This window comes from Pollutimonas harenae, assembly GCF_004153685.1.
In the GTDB taxonomy this organism is placed as follows: domain Bacteria; phylum Pseudomonadota; class Gammaproteobacteria; order Burkholderiales; family Burkholderiaceae_B; genus Pusillimonas_C; species Pusillimonas_C harenae.
Genome location: NZ_SDQD01000003.1, coordinates 282,032 through 300,501 on the forward strand (window position 1 = coordinate 282,032; position 18,470 = coordinate 300,501).

16 protein-coding genes and 1 tRNA gene are annotated in these 18,470 nt (G+C 56.1%); 8 read left to right on the forward strand and 9 right to left on the reverse strand.

Annotated features, from left to right (window positions below; translation table 11 throughout):
• Positions 1 to 169: 169 nt before the first annotated feature.
• Genes ERD84_RS14030 through ERD84_RS14040 form a run of 3 tightly spaced genes read left to right on the forward strand, consistent with a single transcriptional unit; the run spans position 170 to position 3,405 of the window.
• Positions 170 to 1,807: an ABC transporter permease gene (locus ERD84_RS14030; protein WP_245150713.1), complete on the forward strand. Its 1,638-nt coding sequence runs from the start codon at positions 170 to 172 to the stop codon at positions 1,805 to 1,807.
• 16 nt (positions 1,808 to 1,823) lie between these two features.
• Positions 1,824 to 2,867, forward strand: coding sequence for an ABC transporter ATP-binding protein (locus tag ERD84_RS14035; RefSeq protein WP_130040289.1), 1,044 nt, complete (start codon positions 1,824 to 1,826; stop codon positions 2,865 to 2,867).
• A 4-nt stretch (positions 2,868 to 2,871) separates the two neighbouring features.
• Positions 2,872 to 3,405: a histidine phosphatase family protein gene (locus ERD84_RS14040; RefSeq protein ID WP_130040290.1), complete on the forward strand. Its 534-nt coding sequence runs from the start codon at positions 2,872 to 2,874 to the stop codon at positions 3,403 to 3,405.
• A gap of 37 nt (positions 3,406 to 3,442) precedes the next feature.
• Here the strand turns inward: ERD84_RS14040 and argE are convergent, their stop codons facing one another.
• Together argE and ERD84_RS14050 are read right to left on the reverse strand one after the other, a co-directional pair.
• Positions 3,443 to 4,594 (reverse strand): acetylornithine deacetylase, encoded by a 1,152-nt coding sequence (gene argE, locus ERD84_RS14045; RefSeq protein WP_130040291.1) that lies wholly within the window; start codon positions 4,592 to 4,594, stop codon positions 3,443 to 3,445.
• A gap of 159 nt (positions 4,595 to 4,753) precedes the next feature.
• Positions 4,754 to 5,686: a LysR family transcriptional regulator gene (locus ERD84_RS14050; RefSeq protein ID WP_130040292.1), complete on the reverse strand. Its 933-nt coding sequence runs from the start codon at positions 5,684 to 5,686 to the stop codon at positions 4,754 to 4,756.
• Positions 5,687 to 5,877: 191 nt separating this feature from the next.
• Here ERD84_RS14050 and ERD84_RS14055 point away from each other — a divergent pair, with 191 nt between their 5' ends.
• Together ERD84_RS14055 and ERD84_RS14060 are read left to right on the forward strand one after the other, a co-directional pair.
• A complete protein-coding gene (locus tag ERD84_RS14055) occupies positions 5,878 to 6,303 on the forward strand; it encodes a DUF4148 domain-containing protein (RefSeq protein WP_130040293.1) in 426 nt (141 codons plus the stop codon).
• 144 nt (positions 6,304 to 6,447) lie between these two features.
• Entirely contained in the window at positions 6,448 to 7,464 is a 1,017-nt protein-coding gene (locus tag ERD84_RS14060) for an MBL fold metallo-hydrolase (protein ID WP_180001939.1), read from the forward strand.
• Positions 7,465 to 7,501: 37 nt separating this feature from the next.
• Here ERD84_RS14060 and ERD84_RS14065 read toward each other — a convergent pair whose 3' ends face one another.
• From ERD84_RS14065 to ERD84_RS14075, 3 genes are read right to left on the reverse strand one after another with little or no spacing between them, the layout of a single operon-like run.
• Entirely contained in the window at positions 7,502 to 8,977 is a 1,476-nt protein-coding gene (locus tag ERD84_RS14065) for an efflux transporter outer membrane subunit (RefSeq protein WP_280634406.1), read from the reverse strand.
• Between the two features lie 7 nt (positions 8,978 to 8,984).
• Positions 8,985 to 12,164: an efflux RND transporter permease subunit gene (locus ERD84_RS14070; RefSeq protein ID WP_130040295.1), complete on the reverse strand. Its 3,180-nt coding sequence runs from the start codon at positions 12,162 to 12,164 to the stop codon at positions 8,985 to 8,987.
• An 11-nt stretch (positions 12,165 to 12,175) separates the two neighbouring features.
• Entirely contained in the window at positions 12,176 to 13,399 is a 1,224-nt protein-coding gene (locus ERD84_RS14075) for an efflux RND transporter periplasmic adaptor subunit (protein ID WP_130040296.1), read from the reverse strand.
• A 152-nt stretch (positions 13,400 to 13,551) separates the two neighbouring features.
• On the opposite strand from ERD84_RS14075, the gene ERD84_RS14080 reads away from it, so the two are divergent.
• Positions 13,552 to 14,571, forward strand: a complete 1,020-nt coding sequence (locus ERD84_RS14080; protein ID WP_130040297.1) for a LysR family transcriptional regulator — start codon at positions 13,552 to 13,554, stop codon at positions 14,569 to 14,571.
• Positions 14,572 to 14,608: 37 nt separating this feature from the next.
• On the opposite strand, the gene ERD84_RS14085 is transcribed toward ERD84_RS14080, so the two are convergent.
• The 3 genes from ERD84_RS14085 to ERD84_RS14095 are packed head-to-tail and all read right to left on the reverse strand — an operon-like array spanning position 14,609 to position 16,992.
• Entirely contained in the window at positions 14,609 to 15,574 is a 966-nt protein-coding gene (locus ERD84_RS14085) for a Bug family tripartite tricarboxylate transporter substrate binding protein (protein WP_245150707.1), read from the reverse strand.
• Positions 15,575 to 15,603: 29 nt separating this feature from the next.
• On the reverse strand, positions 15,604 to 16,263 hold the full coding sequence (locus ERD84_RS14090; RefSeq protein ID WP_130040298.1) for an RraA family protein: 660 nt from the start codon (positions 16,261 to 16,263) through the stop codon (positions 15,604 to 15,606).
• A 12-nt stretch (positions 16,264 to 16,275) separates the two neighbouring features.
• Positions 16,276 to 16,992 (reverse strand): PIG-L deacetylase family protein, encoded by a 717-nt coding sequence (locus tag ERD84_RS14095; protein ID WP_130040299.1) that lies wholly within the window; start codon positions 16,990 to 16,992, stop codon positions 16,276 to 16,278.
• 118 nt (positions 16,993 to 17,110) lie between these two features.
• Here ERD84_RS14095 and ERD84_RS14100 point away from each other — a divergent pair, with 118 nt between their 5' ends.
• Positions 17,111 to 17,821, forward strand: a complete 711-nt coding sequence (locus ERD84_RS14100; protein ID WP_130040300.1) for an IclR family transcriptional regulator — start codon at positions 17,111 to 17,113, stop codon at positions 17,819 to 17,821.
• An 83-nt stretch (positions 17,822 to 17,904) separates the two neighbouring features.
• A complete protein-coding gene (locus ERD84_RS14105) occupies positions 17,905 to 18,306 on the forward strand; it encodes a rhodanese-like domain-containing protein (RefSeq protein WP_130040301.1) in 402 nt (133 codons plus the stop codon).
• On the opposite strand, the gene ERD84_RS14110 is transcribed toward ERD84_RS14105, so the two are convergent.
• Positions 18,307 to 18,383, reverse strand: a tRNA-Arg gene (locus ERD84_RS14110).
• Positions 18,384 to 18,470: the final 87 nt, after the last annotated feature.

Below are 18,470 nucleotides of genomic sequence, written 5' to 3' on the forward strand. Positions count from 1 at the left end.
AGCTCCGCCAAGACCCGCGCCCTGATCGAGCGCGGGTCTTGGCCCGCCCATTCCCTTTAGGACGAGCATGACAGACATTACTTTCCGGGACGCCGCCCCGCGCCGCTTCACGCTGTTCCCGCGCCTGTCAGGTGCTGCAGTCGCCGGCATCCTGATCGCGATCTTTCTGATGGCGTTCCTTATCCTGCCGGTGGCGCAGGTGATTTATGTCGCCTTTCTGGACGCGCGCACGGGCGTCTTTACACTGCAGAACTTTCAGGATTTCTTCAACACGACGCTGTTTCGCGAAAGCTTCGTAAACTCGTTCTATGTTTCTGCAATGTCAGTGGTGGTCGCGACCGCGATCGCACTGCCATTGGCCTATATCACCACACGCTTTAACTTCGCCGGCACTGCTGCAATTCAGGCACTAGGAATCATTCCGCTGATCATGCCCCCCTTCGTGGGCGCGGTGGCTATGTCACTGCTGTTTGGCCGCAACGGTTCCATCAACCTGCTCCTGAACGAATATTTCGGCTTTCGAATTCCGTTCATGGAAGGACTGTCCGGCGTCATTCTGGTTCAGTCCATCCATTACTTCCCTTTTATCCTGATCAACCTGTCAGCCAGCTTGCGCAATATCGACCGCTCCATGGAAGAGGCGGCGCAGAACCTGGGTTCTTATGGCATGCGGATGTTCCGCCGCATCGTCTTCCCGCTGGCCATGCCCGGTTATCTGGCTGGCGCTGCATTGGTCTTCATCAAGGTCTTCGACGACCTGGGCACTCCCCTGCTGCTGAACGTCAATAATATGCTGGCGCCGCAGGCCTACCTGCGTGTCACCGGTGTCGGAATCAATGACCCCATGGGCTATGTGATTTCTTTCATCCTGGTGGCATTCTCGGTGTTTTCACTTTGGGCCTCGTTCCTGTTCATGCGAGGCAAAGATTATGCGACAGTACAAAAGGGTGGCGGCGGACTATCGCGCCGCGACTTGAAGCCGCGTGAGAAATGGCTGGCATGGACCGTGATCGGACTGATACTTGCCATGGTGCTATCGCCGCATATTGGACTGCTGCTGCTGGCATTTGGCACAATCTGGTCTTTTGCACCGCTGCCTGACGCGTTCACTCTCCAGCACTTCGGCACCATCTTCACCCAATCCTCGCAGTATGTCTGGAATACGCTGATCTATGCCAGCTCGGCCGCCGTGATCGATGTGGTCCTGGGCACAGCCATTGCCTATATTGTGATCCGCACCAAGCTGGCCGGACGCAAATGGTTGGACTATATGGCAACTGCAGCACTGGCCGTTCCAGGTGTAGTGCTGGGCATAGGTTATCTGCGCATGTTCCACAGCATTCAGCTCCCCTTTGGCCTGGGTCAGATGTCCAGCTTCTGGGGCATCATCATCGTTGCGCTGGCCGTGCGTCGCCTGCCGTACGCACTACGGGCATGCATGGCGGCACTGCAACAGATTTCTCTCTCGCTTGAAGAGGCCGCCGAAAGCCTGGGCGCTTCACGCACCAGCACCATACGGCGCATCGTGGTGCCCTTGATGACGGGAGGCATACTTGCCGGCTTCGTGACCAGTTTCGCTACGGCAGCCGTCGAACTCTCGGCAACCATCATGCTGGTTGCGCGCTCGTCCGACGCACCTCTTGCTTACGGCATCTACCTTTACATGCAATCGCCTGCAGGACGCGGGCCCGGCGCTGCCCTTGGCATCCTGGCCGTTGTGATTGTGGCAATTGGCACCTATCTTTCGCAGCGCATCATCGAGCGCGAGCGTGCACGTCAAACCATGACCGGCGACGGACAGCACTAAGTTTCGGAGACCAAATATGACATCAAGCAAAGCAGGAATCCGTATCGAGGATCTGCACCTGTCCTTCGGTGCCACCAAGGTGCTGGAAGGCATCAACATGGTGATCGAACCAGGTGAATTCTTTGCATTCCTGGGCCCCTCGGGTTCCGGAAAATCCACGCTGCTGCGCGCCATTGCAGGCTTTGGCCCTACGCCGCACGGCCGCATCCTGATCGGCGATCGCGATATTGCCAACCTGCCCCCCTGGAAGCGCAATGTGGGCATGGTGTTCCAGTCGTACGCCCTGTGGCCACACATGTCGGTGCGCAAGAACGTCGCCTTTGGCCTTGAGGAGCGCAAGATGCCTGCGCGCGAAATCGGCCCCAAGGTCGAAGCCGCGCTGGAAACCGTAAATCTGCTGAATCTGGCAGACCGCATGCCCGCGCAACTATCGGGCGGTCAACAACAGCGCGTGGCACTGGCCCGCACTATTGCTATCGAACCACAAGTGCTGCTGCTGGATGAGCCCTTGTCCAATCTTGATGCCGCGCTACGCGTCCAGATGCGGCGTGAACTGCTGGCCCTGCAGCGCAAGCTTGGCCTGACCACCATCTTTGTAACTCACGACCAGGAGGAAGCCAACACTACCTCCGACCGGATGGCCGTGCTGAACAAAGGCGTCATCCAGCAAATCGGTACTCCACAAGCGCTTTATGACCATCCAGCCAATACGTTTGTGGCGGGCTTTCTTGGTACGGCAAACATTCTGAACGGAACGATTCAAGGCCAAAGTTTCATGACCGCTGGCGGACAACGACTGAGCGTTGCCAAGCCTGTCGAGAATGCCAGTCGCATCGTACTGCGCCCGCAGAACGTTCAACTGACAGCGGCAGGTGGCGACATCCCTGGCAAAGTCACACATAGGGAATTCCTGGGCAGCCAGATCCGCTACCTGGTCGAAACTCCCGATGGCCAGATCATCGTTGATACACTGCACTCGACGGGCATTCCACCGTACGACGAAGGGGCTCCCGTCTTCCTGACCATAGACAGCCACAGTGCCCCTTTATTGACGGACTAAACACATGGTAGAGCTTTGGTTTATTCGCCATTTCCGTACACCATGGAACAGCCAGGGCCGCCTGCAGGGCCAGCGCGACATCGCGCTGGACAACCCAATGGGGCCCCAGGACCTGGCCATGCTGGCCGCCAATCGGCAGGCACTGACTGATCAGGATTTCGCCCTGGTCCTGACCTCACCGCTGAGCCGGGCACGCCAAACCGCAGAGTTGTATGGGTTTCCCGGTGCAGAAGCTGATCCTGACCTGGCCGAAATCGCCTTTGGTGACTGGGAGGGCCGCACCTGGGACGAGCTGGAAGCCGCCCACCCCGGCGCATGGCAAAATGCGCTGCATACCCTTCCGTTGGGCGAATCCATGGACGAATTCAGCACCCGTATTGCTCGCGTACGTGATCGTATAAGGGGGGCGCAAGGACCCGTGCTGGCCTTTGGCCACGGTGCGTGGCTGGGCGGTCTACAGCTGTTGCAGGAGGGGCGACAAGGAGGCATGCCCCGGCAGACACTGGCCAATGGTGCCTTAATCAGGCTGACATTGTGACCTCAACCATATAAGAAGCCTTATCCATAAGCACTTGCTATTGCTTTAGCTGATCTATCAGCTTGCTTACAAACACCTCGCACTCGTCAACCTGAGATACCTCGATGTACTCGTTGGGTTGATGCGCCTGATCTATAGAGCCAGGGCCGTATACCACCACCGACAGATCATGCGCACTGAACTGGCCGCCTTCGGTAACATAAGGCACCACACCGCAACACGAGCAGCCCGATAGTTTCATGGCGATCCGCTGTGCTTCGTCATTATCGCTGTCAATCAGCGGCGGTACCTCTGCCAGCACTTCAGTCGTAATGGACGCACTGGGAGAAATAGCCTGCATCGCAGGTAGCAAACTGTTGGCGTAGCGCTCAAAACTGTCAAGATAATCACGCCAGTTTTCATCTGGCAAAGTGCGCACATCCCAGGTAAATGAGCATTCACGAGAAATGATATTCAGGGCGGTCCCACCATGGACTAACCCTACATGCACAGTAGTGTACGGCGGTACGAAAGCACAATCAGGTCTGGCCTTGGCCTTGTTGCTGAGCATCATGTCGTCAAGGAATGTGATGAGCCTGGCAGCCGTCATGACCGCGCTTACGCCGCGCTGCATCTGGCTGGAATGCGCCTCGTGCCCTATGACGGTCGTACGCACAGCACCCAAGCCCTTATGCGCACTGATCGGTTGCATGCTGGTCGGCTCGCCGACAATGACCGCACTGGGCTTTGCGATTTCATGCACCATGCGTTCGATCAGTGCGGGCGCCCCCACGCAACCAACCTCTTCATCGTAGCTCAGTGCAAAGTGTATGGGGCGCGCAAGACCAGCGCTCAACATATCGGGCACCGCAGCCAGCGCGACAGCAATAAAGGATTTCATATCGCAAGTGCCACGCCCATATAGCTTGCCATCCTTCTCTGTCAGGACGAAAGGATCGGTATCCCAGGGTTGACCGTCTACCGGCACCACATCGGTATGTCCCGACAGGACTACACCACCCTCGACATCAGGCCCTATTGATGCAAACAGATTCGATTTCTTGCCATCCTGGCTTTTAACCAATTGACTGTCTATGCCATGGCCTGCCAGATAATCGCGCACGTATTCAATCAACTGCATATTGGAGTTGCGCGACACGGTATCAAAACCCACCAGCCTGGTAATCATATCGAGCGATTGTGGCGTCATGGGGTCGTTCCTTTTTGTTTGTTCGTGTGGGAACAGTCTAATTATTAGCCCGGGAAAAGTCTATCAAGGCTGCGTCATCCAGCCATGCGATGTGGCGTCTCTGTTTGTCACCCCTCACGGACCGGCCGCACCGGCCAGAACAAAGCCAATCCGGGCAAATCAACACGCCGTGCATGCATGTAATGCCTTATCGTGCTGCTCACGAATTTGCTCCACCAGATAATCCAGGAATACGCGCGACCGCTGCGGAATGAATTTGCGGCTGGGCACTGCGGCATACATGGCGAGCCTGCCTGTCACCCATGGACTGAGTACGCGTACCAGATCACCACGGGTAAGATAAGGCGCTGCGATATCCAGCGCTATCGATGTAATGCCGGCGCCATCAATTGCCGCGCGCAATAAAGTATCGGTGTGGTTTGCGACAAGGACTGCTTCGACATCGCGTTCAACCACCTGATCGGGACTCTGACAGCGCCACATACGCCATGCCCGTAGCGAGCCATCTGGCCTTTTAAGACGCAAGCAATCATGCTGGACCAAATCCTCGGGACGTTGAGGCGCACCTTTGCGCTCTACATATTCGGGAGATGCGACCAGTATGACATCAGATTCAACGATTCTGCGGGCCACGATATTGGCATCGAAACTTGCATCGGTCCCCAGCAAGGTGATGTCAAAATCCTCGATGGATGGATCCCTGTAAGACTCGACTTCAAGCTCAATCACTATGCCAGGGTGACGCCGTCGAAACTCCGGTAACAAAGGGGCGACCACATAACTGGCCAGTACCGGCAAAGTATGCAAACGCAAGCGGCCCGCCAGCCGGTTTGTATGTGCAATAGCCAGCGCATCGGCCTCGTCCACATCTTGCAAAATCTGCCGCACGCAAGCCAGGTAGGCCACACCTGCATCCGTCAGCGATACCTTGCGTGTGGTGCGCTGGAACAGGCGTGTTCCAAGATGGCCCTCAAGTTCGGCAACCAAACGAGTGACGACCGGAGGAGACATATCCAGGCTGCGTGCTGCCGCAGCAAAGCCGCTTTCATTGGCCACCCTTTCAAACACCTGCATGGCAAGCAAACGGTCCATGGCGTCTTCTCTCTTCCGTCGATTATTTCATTATCATGAATAGTATATTTCATTTCAAGCTATTTATTCATTATTACAGAGCTATTAAAGTTACTCCATCGACGAGCTAAACAGTTAAGCCACTCGCTGAAGCCATCGGAAAACGATTCCGCACTGGCCTAACCCACACTTTGAATGAAAGGATAAATATCATGACACGCACTCAAGTTTCCGCCATTGCTTTTGCTTTCTCCGCCTTGTTTGCCGGACAGGCCATGGCCGCCAATACCAACGCAACGCTTACCCGTGATCAAGTCAGGGCCGAGTTGGCCGACGCCGTTCGGACCGGCAATATCGTGACCGGCGAAAGCAGCGCCAGGCTGAACGAACAGTTCCCTGCTTTGTACCCCGAGCAACAAACACACTCCACAGTGACCCGTACCCAGGTTCAGGCTGAGCTGGCCGACGCCATCCGCAGCGGCAACATCGTAGTGGGTGAAAGCAGCGCAAAGCTGAACGAACAATTTCCTAACCAGTACGCGCAACAAGATGTAGACAGCAAGACGCGTGCGGAAGTCCGTACCGAATTGGCCGAGGCCGCCGCCCACGGCTGGTTCGACCGTCACATCGAAGCCTGATTGACGGACCGCATTGCAGCCCTTCCTGCGGAAGCGCTGCAATGCATCGGCAGCCGCTATATGCGATATAGTGAGTCCTGCTGATCTTCAAAAGAGCGTTCTGCTCATGATCGGCAATCCTTAACGATATCCAGGATGGCCGCCATGCAAATTTCCATCATCCCAGGGGCATCGCCATTGGCACGCCGCCTGCTTTCCATCGGACTCTTCGCGGCAACTGCCGCCTGTGTGGCTTTATTGCCCAACGTGAGCGCCGCCCAAACTCCCGCCCCATCCACCCAGCAAGTTCCCGGCTACTACCACATGCAATTGGGCAACTTCCAGGTGACCGCCCTGTATGACGGCGCTGTTTCACTCCCCACCGCACTATTGCACGGCATCAGTGAAAGCGATATCCAGGCCATGCTGGCCGGCCTGTTTGTACCCACCAGCAAAGAGGGTGTACAAACCGCAGTCAATGGCTATTTGGTCAACACAGGCAAAGACCTGATTCTTGTCGATGCGGGCGCAGCAGCATGCTTTGGGCCTACGCTTGGCGCCATGAACGGCAGCCTGCGCTCTGCGGGATACGAACCTGCGCAAGTCAATAAAGTTTTCCTGACGCATCTGCATGGTGATCATGCTTGCGGCATCACAAACGACGGAAAAATGGCTTTTCCCAATGCGACAGTCTATGTTTCCCAGGACGAAGCCGCTCATTGGCTAGACAAAGAAACCGCCGCCAAGGCGCCGAAAGAAGCCCAACCATTTTTCAAATTCGCACAAGAGGCGGTCGCTCCCTATCAGGCTGCCGGAAAGCTGAAGCAATTTGCAGCCGGCGATACCCTGGCTGAAGGCGTGGCGTCGCTTGCCTTGCCTGGCCATACGCCCGGCCATGAAGGGTATATGTTTACCTCCGAAGGCCAGCAATTATTGGTATGGGGTGATGTCATCCACAGCCATGCGGTGCAATTTCCAAATCCGCAGGTATCCATAGACTTCGATAGCAATCAAGAACAGGCTATTGCCACACGCAAAAAAATACTTGCACAGGCCACACAAGAAAAGCTCTGGATTGCAGGCGCTCACTTACCCTTTCCCGGCATAGGCCATGTTGGCCAGCAAGGAGACGGCTATCGCTGGATAGCGGCCGAATATTCACCGCTGCGCGCTCGCAACTAGCCCATACGGGGCCGCTGCCAGCGCGCCCCTACGCTCCTTAACGACTGGCAAGCTCACGGCCGTCAATATTCCAACCACCACCAATAGCGCGAACCAGGGCCACTGCGGTCTGCGCGCGCTCTCCGTCCAGCGCCAACGACGCGCGCTGTTGCACGAGCACTTGACGATCGGCATCAATCACATCCAGATAGCTGACAGACCCTTCCCGATATTGAATTTGTGATAGCTCTGCAGCACGCGATGCTTGCTGCACGGCATCGTCCTGCACTGTCGTCTGCTCCTTCAATATACGCAGGCTGGACAAACCATCCTCAACTTCGCGGAAAGCGCGCAGCACAGTCTGGCGATAGGCAGCCACGTCTTCCTCATAGCGCGCGCGTGCCCGTTCCAGACCGGCCTCGCGGCGCCCACCATCGAAAATCGGTAACGTAAGCACGGTGCCTACCAGCGGCCCCAGCAGAAAAGTACGACTGGACCATTCCAGCAAGCTGCCCAACTCGTCGGACTCATAGCCAAAAGCGCCTGTCAGCGTCAGACGCGGGAAGAACGCCGCTTTGGCAACGCCTACACGCGCATTGGCTGCGGCCATGGCGCGCTCTGCCGCGGCAATGTCAGGGCGACGCTCCAGCAGCGAAGACGGCAAACCGGCTGGAATATCCACCGACACGCGGCCCAAAGGTTCGTGTGCCAGAGCAAACTGTGCCGGTGTCTTCCCAAGTAACGTTGCCAGTGCATGCTCGGCCACAGCCCGTTCACGCTCTATTCCCAAGGCTTGCGAACTGGCCGATGAAAGTGCAGACTTGGCCCGGGCCAGATCCAGCCCTCCGATCTCGCCCTCGTCGTAGCGTTGTTGGACCAGTTCCAGCGTTTTGCCGCGCAGTTCCACTGTACGCCGGTACAGAGCCTCTTCGGCGTCCAGACGCCGAATACGAAAATAAGCCTGGGCCACATCGGCCTGCAAAGCCAGCCTTACCGATTGAAAGAGCGCGGCGCTTTGCTCGGCATCCGCTGTGGCGGCATCCACATCGGATGCAATTCGCCCAAATAAATCGACCTCATAGGAAACACCTGCCTGAGCTCGCCACAGCGTTTGTGCCGAATTGTCCGCCCCTTCCGTCAAGCCCTGTGCGGCATTGGACTGACGCTGCCGCATGGGGCCAAACCCGGCATCCAGGTTCGGCAGCAGCTCCGACTCCGCCCCCTGGCGCAACGCCCTGGCCTGCCTCAGCCGAGCTGCTGCCGCCTTGAGATCCTGGTTGGCATTCATGGCTTGATCTTCCAGCTTATCCAGAACAGGCTCATTGAATATCGCCCACCAGCGTCCACGCGCCAGCGCTTCGGCAGGCTGGGCCATCTTCCACTGTTTGGCCGCTTCAGGCGACAGCGACGCTTCCTTGAAGGCACCGGATATGTCGACGTCAGGTCGCTGATAGTCAGGCCCCACGGCGCAACCAGCCAGGAACAAGGCCATCGCCAGACTTGTGAGATGCAAGCGTAATCTTTTCATAATCATCATTCCCTTATTCGTGAGCAGCTATGGCTGGCGCTTCGTGGGCAGCCGCAGCGTGCAGCGAACGCCGCCCCAGGCGGCGCAGCACAACATAAAACACCGGAGTCAGGAATAGTCCGAATAGTGTGACGCCGAGCATGCCAAAGAACACGGCCACACCCATGGCTTGACGCATTTCCGAGCCTGCTCCCGTCGCAATAACCAAAGGCACCACCCCCATGATGAAAGCAATCGAGGTCATCAGAATGGGGCGCAGACGCAGACGGCTTGCTTCGATAGCAGCCTTCAACGTGCTCATACCCTGTAGTTCCAGTTCACGGGCGAACTCCACGATCAGAATGGCGTTCTTGCACGCCAGGCCGACCAGCACCATCAAGCCTATCTGTGTGAAGATATTGTTGTCACCCCCCGTCAACCAGACACCCGTCAGCGCCGCCAGAATACTCATGGGAACAATCAGAATTACCGCCAACGGCAACACCAGGCTTTCATAAAGCGCCGCAAGCACCAGGAAAACCAGCAATACGCTAATGGGAAATACCCATACACCCGCATTACCCGCCAGAATTTGCTGGTAAGTCAGGTCAGTCCATTCGAACTTAACCCCACGCGGCATGACTTCTTGCGCGATGCGTTCGGCCGCTGCTTGCGCCTGGTCAGAGGAGTAACCCGGCGCCGGACCGCTATTGATGTCAGCAGCGGTATAGCCGTTGTAGCGCACGACCATTTCAGGGCCAAAACTTGGCTTCACCGACGCAAGCGTTGATAAGGGCACCATTTGTCCGTTACGACTGCGCGTTTCAAGCTGAAGAATATCTTCGGGATGCGAGCGGAACTGCGCATCCGCCTGTGCCCTTACCTGGTATACGCGCCCAAACCGATTGAAGTCATTGACGTACAGCGACCCCAAATATATTTGCATGGTATCGAACACTTCATCCACAGGAATACCCAACTGCTTGGCCTTGACGCGGTCCAGCTCCACATCGAGTTGCGGTACGTTGATCTGGTAGCTGGAGAATGCCGGACCCAGCTCAGGCGCTTCTGCCGCCTTGGCCATGAATTCTTTGGCCACTGCATCCAATTGCGCATAGCCCAACGCTGCGCGATCTTCCAGTTGCAGCTTGAACCCACCAACTGTCCCCAGGCCCATGATGGGCGGCGGCGGAAACACAGCAATGAATGAGTCCTTGATCCCGGCATATTGCTGGCCGAGGGCCGTGGCAATATTGGCTGCCGACAGCGCGTCGTCCTGACGTTGCTCGAAGGGATCGAGCGTCACGAAAACAATGCCGGCACTCGAGCTGTTGGTAAATCCGTTAATGGACAGGCCAGGAAAGGCAATAGTGCTTTCCACACCCGGCTGCTTCAGCGCAATATCAGACATCTTGCGGATCACCGCCTCGCTGCGGTCCAGTGAGGCACCACTGGGCAGTTGCGCAAAGCTGATCAAGTATTGTTTGTCCTGCGCCGGTACGAAGCCACCTGGCACAATATAGGAAACACCCACCGTCATCGCCACCAGCAATACATACACACCCAGCGTCGAAGTCTTGCGGCCTATCACTCCGGCCACACCTATCGCATAGTGATCTGATGAACGTCTGAAGAAACGATTGAAGCGCTCGAAGAAACCACCCAGATAACGGTTCATGACCCGGGTCAGCCAGTCCTGCTTCTCGTCGTGCCCTTTCAGCAGCAAGGCAGCCAGCGCAGGTGACAAGGTCAGTGAGTTAATGGCGGAAATGACGGTCGAAATCGCGATCGTCATGGCAAATTGCTTGAAGAACTGTCCACTAAGCCCCGTCATGAAGGCCAGTGGCACGAACACGGCAACCAATGTCAGCGCAATAGCGATAATGGGGCCACTGACTTCACGCATGGCGCGGTAAGTGGCTTCGCGTGGCGACAAACCCGCTGCAATATTGCGCTCGACGTTCTCGACCACCACAATGGCGTCGTCGACCACAATGCCTATGGCAAGCACCAGGCCGAAGAGGGACAACGCATTGATCGTATAGCCAAACGCCAGCAACAACGCGAACGTACCAACAATCGATACCGGCACCGCAAGCAAGGGAATGATGGAAGCGCGCCAGGTTTGCAAGAAGACGATGACCACCAGCACCACCAAGGCAATGGCCTCCAGCAGCGTCATGACCACCGCGTGTATGCTGGACCGGACGAACTGCGTCGGATCATACATAATGCGGCTTTCCAGCGAAGCCGGAAAATCGGCCGACAACTCATCCATGACGGCACGTACCTGGTCTGAAATATCCAGTGCATTCGAACCAGGCGATTGCAAGATGGCGATACCCACAGCCGGCTGATTATCCAGCAGCGCACGCAAGCCATATTCCGCCGCCCCCAGCTCTATACGCGCCACATCGCCCAACCTTGTAACGCCGCCATCGGCCGAGGTTTTCAAGATGATGTCGCTGAATTGTTCTTCGGTTTGCAAACGTCCCTGTGCATTGACCGAGAGTTGCAGGGCCACGTCAGACGCCGTCGGCGAGGCACCTATCACGCCGGCAGCCACCTGGACGTTCTGCTCGCGAATGGCGGCAACCGCCTCCATCGCCGTAAGATTACGTTGCGCCATCTTGCCAGGGTCCAGCCAGACCCGCATGGAGTAGTCGCCTGCACCCCAGACCTGCACTTCACCCACTCCCTGAATGCGGGCCAACCTGTCCTTGACGTGGAGTACTGCGTAATTGCGCAGATAAGTCGTGTCATAGGTCTGGTCGGGTGAGATCAGATGCACGACCATCGTGAGTGTTGGAGATGATTTGGTCGTCGTCACGCCCAGCCGCTGCACCTCTTCGGGTAAGCGAGGCAACGCCTGCGTGACCCGATTCTGCACCAATTGCTGCGCCTTGTCGGGATCGACACCCAGATGGAAATTCACCGTCACCACAAGGTTGCCGTCGCTATTGGCCTGAGACTGCATGTACAGCATATTCTCGACACCGTTGATCGACTCTTCGAGCGGCGCCGCCACGGTTTCTGCCAGTACCTTGGGGTTGGCGCCCGGAAACTGAGCCCGTACGACAACAGACGGCGGCACGACTTCGGGATATTCCGAGATGGGCAACTGCATCATTGCCAGGCCGCCGGCCAGCAAGATCAGGACGGACAGCACACCCGCAAATATCGGGCGATCGATAAAAAACTTGGAGATATTCATGGAAATTCCGATCAGGATGCAGTTTTCTGGTTCAGCCCACGTGCGCTGTCATCCGCCGTGCCCGCATCGGCCAGATGCTCCTCGCCCTCCGCCAGCAACATATGAGGCGTGACAGCATCACCTGGCCGAATCCGCTGCAAGCCGTTGACGACAATACGCTCGCCCGGCGTGAGTCCCGCTTCGACTACACGCAAACCATCTTGAGTAGACCCAAGCTGAACTTCACGATACGAAGTCTGGTTCTGCTCATCGACCACCACAACGAAACGCTTGCTCTGGTCGGTGCCAATGGCACTCTCTTTGATTAGCACGGCGGGGCGCGGCGCCCCCCCGGCCAGCCGGATGCGGGCATATAAGCCGGGCACCAGCATGCCATCCGAATTGTCGAATACCGCTCGCAGCCGTATCGTTCCAGATGAGGTGTCCAGCCGATTGTCGATAGAGGCAACCTCGCCAGCCCGAGGAAATCCCTGCTCATTGCCCAATCCCATATTGACTGATATTTGCCCGGCCCCTCCGTTGCTGGCTGGACTCACAAACGACAGAAAGCTTTGTTCGTCGACTTCGAACGATGCATACATCTTGTCGACCGACACCAGAGTGGTCAGGGGCTGCGCGCCAGTTCCGGCGGAAACAATATTGCCTTCGGTTACCTCGGCACGCGACACTCGCCCGGACACTGGAGCAACAATTTGCGTGTGCTCCAGATCCAGCTTGGCGGTTGCCACTGCGGCCTCTGCCGCCAGCTTTTCGGCGGCGGCAACACGCGATGCGTTGCGCTTCTGTTCGAAATCGCGCTTGGCGATCGCATTTTTGCTCAGCAAGCGGCGCGCACGGGTCAAATCAGCTCCGGTATATGCCATGCGTGCCTTGGCGGCGGCAAGTTCGGCCTGCGCCCTGTCCACCTCGGCCTGATACGGCCTGGGATCAATGGTGAACAGCACATCGCCTTCCTGGACCAGGCTGCCATCCTTGAAATGCACCTGGGTAATCGTTCCCGATACCAAAGGCCGTATCTGCACCTGATCCACCGCCTCCAGGCGCCCCGAGTATTCACGCCAGTCCGTGACACTGCGGCTACTTACCCGCGCAACGTCGACGGCCACCGCCTCATTGGGCGGCGGGGCAAGCGCCGCAACAGCACCTCCAGTCTCCAAACGAAACCAGAACACTCCAGCACCCAACAACACCAGGGTCACTACGCCAAGCGCGTAACGATTACGGAATAAAAACATGGAAAATCCTTTTTTGGGAAATGGTCGTGAGGCGCAATCACAAGCAGCTGTTCACAACACTAAAGAGGATGTATTATTCATTTTTTGGAAAAACAGTTAAATAGCTATTTTTCGCTATCACTATTCGTCCAGAACAAACAATGGAGATTCCCATGGACAGATTTCAGGCCATGCAGGTTTTTACTCGTGTCGTCGATGCCAACAGCTTTACGCTGGCCGCAGACAGCATGGGCCTGCCCCGCTCCACGGTCACGACCACCATCCAAAGCCTTGAGCGCAGCCTGAAACTGCGTCTGTTGAACCGAACAACGCGCCGCCTGAGTCTGACACCTGATGGTGCCGCCTACTACGAGCGTTGCGTGCAGATTCTGGCCGACATTGAAGACATGGACGCCGCATTTCGGGACGTCACCCAGGGCCCGAACGGGCGCCTGCGTATAGACACACCACCATCAATAGGCCGATTGATCCTCTTGCCGGCCTTGTGTGATTTTCACACTCGCTACCCCGACATAGAATTGGCCATCGGCATGAGCGACAGAGTCATAGACATGGTGCAAGACGCCGTCGATTGCGTCATTCGTGTCGGCGAACTGGAAGACTCCAGCATGGTGGCGCGCCGCATCGGCACATTCGAAGGCATTACCTGCGCTGCCCCCGCTTATCTGGAGCAACATGGCGAGCCAAGAAATATTGAAGACCTTGTCAATCACCATGCTGTCCATTATTTTTCTTCGCGCACCGGAAGAGTCATAGACTGGTCCTTTACGGTCGACGGCAAGCCGATAGACGTACAGGTCAATGGCAAGGTATCGGTCAACGATGCAGAAGCCTATGTGCAGTGCGGCCTCAAGGGCTTTGGCCTGATCCAGCCACCCCGTTATATGGTCGCCCCTTTACTTGAGTCCGGCCAACTGCGTGAAATCCTTACCGAATGGACTCCGCCGCCTCAACCAATTTCGGTGGTCTACCTGCACAACAGGCATTTATCACCCAAGGTGCGCGTGTTCGTTGACTGGGTCAGCGAACTATTCCAGCATTGCGCGCTGATGTCGGGCTGCAAGCACATGCATCAAATTGACCACGAGTGCATGTTTGCCAGCAAGAAAAAGCCACAGGTGCCCGTGCGGGAATATCTGCAGCGCGAAGAGGCGGAAGAAAGTATTCTTTAGTAGTGTGGCAGGTGGCGTTCAAGCCACCTGCTCCTTTTTATTCGATCTGAATGCCCGCTTCATCAATGATTTTCTGCCACTTGGCGCTGTCCTTGCGTACAAGCGCAGCCAATTCTTCAGGCGTACTTGACACGAACTCAACACCCTGAGGCTCAAACTTCTTGTTCAGCTCGGGATTTTCCACTACGCTGAGCACAGCCTTATTCAGCTTTTGAATAATTTCCTCTGGCGTGCCTTTCTTGGCGAAAACACCATACCAAGTCGTATATTCAAGATTCGGCAGGCCTGCTTCGGAAATCACAGGCAGCTTTGATGTCTCGGAGCCTGAGCTTGCCGAGCTCATGCCTATAGGTGTGACGACACCCCTATCTATCATGGGCTTCAAAGACGGCATACTGCTGAACAGGGCGTGTATCTGACCCGCTCCAAGATCGACAACAGCTTTCGATGTACCTCGATACGGCACGTGCACAACATCCACGTCTGCCTGATCTTTAAACATTTCCATGGCAAGATGGGCAACACCACCTACCCCTGCCGATCCAAAATTGACCTTACCGGGGTTCGCCTTTGCGTAATCGATCAGCTCCTGGACGGAGGTAACAGGAATCGATTTGCTGACCACCAGCACATGGGGACTTTGCGTTACCTGACTGACTGGGTCCAGCAAATTGAGCACGTCCTTGCCTTCCATCGCCTTGGATGGAATTGTCATATTGCCCGATGCAGGCATGAGCAAGGTATAACCATCAGCAGGCGCTCCAAGCAATTGGTTGAGCGCAGGCACGCCATGACCGCCTCCGGCATTTGCCACAACAACAGGCTGCCCCAACTCCTGGCTCAGCAACTGCGCAACTTCTCGACCAACCATATCAGCCGGGCCACCGGCGGCGAACGGGATAATCATGCGAATCGGGCGCTCAGGGTAGCTTGCTTGGGCAAACGCACCGAGAGAGGTAAAAGACAAGGCCACAGCCATGATTATCTTGTGTATTTTCATCATAAGGTCTCCTAAATTAAATTCACTTGGCATTAAAAATCTGAGCGTGCAGCCACATCTATTGGGCTTTTGCTCAGTGCTTCCTGCAGCCAGGGCGGTGTCAGAACACCGCTTGCTATTGCAGCAAGCCGCTTTTGCTCGGCGGCATACTTTTCTTTAGCCGCATCGAGCAAACTCTCACGGTCACTATGCCGGTAGGCCACAACACCATCATCGTCACCAAAAATCCAATCGCCAGGATTAATAGACACGCCTCCACATTCGATTGGTCGCAAAATACTGCCTGATCCATTCTTGGCCGGGCCTGCTGGAACGGCAGCGATTGCGAATACCGGCAAGTCCATCATTCGCAACTCTGTCACGTCACGAATGGCGCCGTCGATGACTATGCCGGCAATACCTGCCTTGAGCGCCTGAGTGCACATGATGCCGCCCATCAGTGCCCGCTCGGTATACGCCGCGCCGTCGATCACAAGAACGTCTCCGGCCCTGGCCAAGGCCAAGGCAGCGTGAATGGCAAGGTTGTCCCCTTGTGGCACCGATACGGTCAAAGCACGTCCGTGCAGGCGAACGTCACGGCGCAATGGCTTGATCCGGCTGTCAAGCACACAAGCGCCACGATCGGCAAGCAAGGTACTGGCCAGCCACTGGGCAGAAGACTGGTTGAGATCTTGGGTTGATAGCTCTGTCATACCTGTCCTGATTTAATTGGATATAAACGATGTATGCACCGACGGGAAAATGCTTTGGTAGGCTTCGCCATACAACTGGCCAGTACTGGCACGCCGGCCGGCTTGCGCCCCACGCTGCATGCCTACCCGCTCGTAGTAACCCCAAAGATTCCGCTGGGCATGCATGGTTTCCATGGCTGCCTTCTTTTGATCCCAAACGCTGGTGATATCGAGCAACATGTTTGGCTTGAACCCACATAGCTCTGACTGATGCGGCTCAAAACACAGCACTTGTGGCGGTTTGATGAAGTCATTTCCATGCCCTGGCGCAATTGCCTTCATGCGTGCCAGAAGCACGGCCTCGAACGTACGGCAGTGATCGAGATTCGACGGGTCTTTCTCGGGATGTGTGATCACCAGGCTAGGCTGATGCTGTCGGAAAGCACGCGACAAGCGATCAACCACTTCCGGAGTGATGGTAAGTGGGTAGTCGCCAAGATCGTAAAACTCTGATGAGCTTGCTCCCAGCATCTTGGCCGCCTCAAGCGCTTCCAGGCGTCGAGCTTCCTTGACCTTATCCAGCGTTGCACCCTCTTCTTTCCAGACCAGATTCGATTCACCATTTTCGCCAAAACTCAGGCAGACCAGATGCACGTCGTGCCCCTGTGCGGCATGCAAAGCCATCGCCCCACCGCAGCGCCATACAAAATCACCGACATGAGCGGTCACTACAACGATAGATGACGACATGCTTTTGAACCCTCTTCTGACAATAGGTTAGTAAACAACGGCATTGTAATTTTGTACAATGCCGTTGTATCCAGTACAACACACATCGTAAATATCTCAGAAATCAAGGCATACAACAATGAGCAATGACGGCGTTACCGCGGTCGAACGTGCACTTTCAGTACTCGATTGTTTTAAGCCAGGCGACGAAAAACTCAGCCTGGCCCAATTTGCAGAACGTCTGCCGCTACACAAAACGACTATTTTCCGTCTCCTGAACTCACTGGTTCGATGTGGCTACGCAGTCCGTGGCAACGATGGCCGCTATTCACCTGGCCCCCGCCTGCTGTTTTTGGGCCGCGTCTATCAGCGCAGCTTCGATTTGTCAGGCGCAGTCATGCCGGTACTCGAACAGTTGTCGGCAGACACCGGAGAAAGCACAGCCTATTATGTCGAAGGCGCTGAAACCGGAACACGCTTATGTCTTTTTCGAGCACAGCCTCACGAAGGACTGCACCCCAACGTTCTGGCCGGTAGCGTCATGATCCCTGACAACTCTGCCACGGGCCGTGTCTTCAAAAAATGGGCTCAGCTCGAAACACTTGAAGATGCTCCGCTACCTTATTTTTCATGTGGCGTGCGTGATCCCTACACATCATCGTGGAGTTTGCCTATCATTGGAGTAGAGGATCGTTTTGCAGGGGCACTGACATTGGCAGGCCCCTCGGAGCGTTTGCGTACTGTAGATGCCCAGCGTTTTGAATGCATTCTGTTGAAGGCTGCCAGTGAACTTTCAGGCAGGCTGGGATCTTCGAAAGAATTCAGAAAGATGATGTATGGTGGCGTATGAGTACTGCATCAGACATCTGCCAATAGGTAAAGGTAAAACAGATTCATCGAGTCTTGTCACAACGACCATCCGAAGGAAACAACATGCCAGTCACTAAAGGAATCAAAGATCTCATCCGTGAAGCCCGCGAACGGATCACCACGTTATCGCTCGACGAAGCCAAGGCCAAGCTGGGCAGCCCCGACACTGTTTTCGTGGATATTCGCGATGTACGTGAGCTTGAGCGTGAAGGCCTTATCCCAAACGCTTTCCATGCACCACGCGGCATGCTGGAATTCTGGGTAGACCCAGAAAGCCCCTACCACAAGCCTATTTTTGCCGAGGACAAAGAGTTCGTGCTGTACTGCGCTTCGGCGTGGCGCTCAAGCCTGGCTACGGCGGCACTGGCCGACATGGGCCTGCCTCGCGTAAGCCATATTGAGGGCGGCTTCAAGGCATGGAAGGAAGCAGGGCTTCCGGTGGCCGAAAAACCAGCAAAAAAATAATGGCGCGGCAGGAGGGTCTCGAACCCCCGACCCCGGGCTTAGAAGGCCCGTGCTCTATCCAGCTGAGCTACTGCCGCGTCGCTAATCAGCGTGAGGCCCGCATTTTACATTAGGTAGCGCAAACATTCCCGACGAATGCTACAGTCTCTTTCGTCTTCCCACCA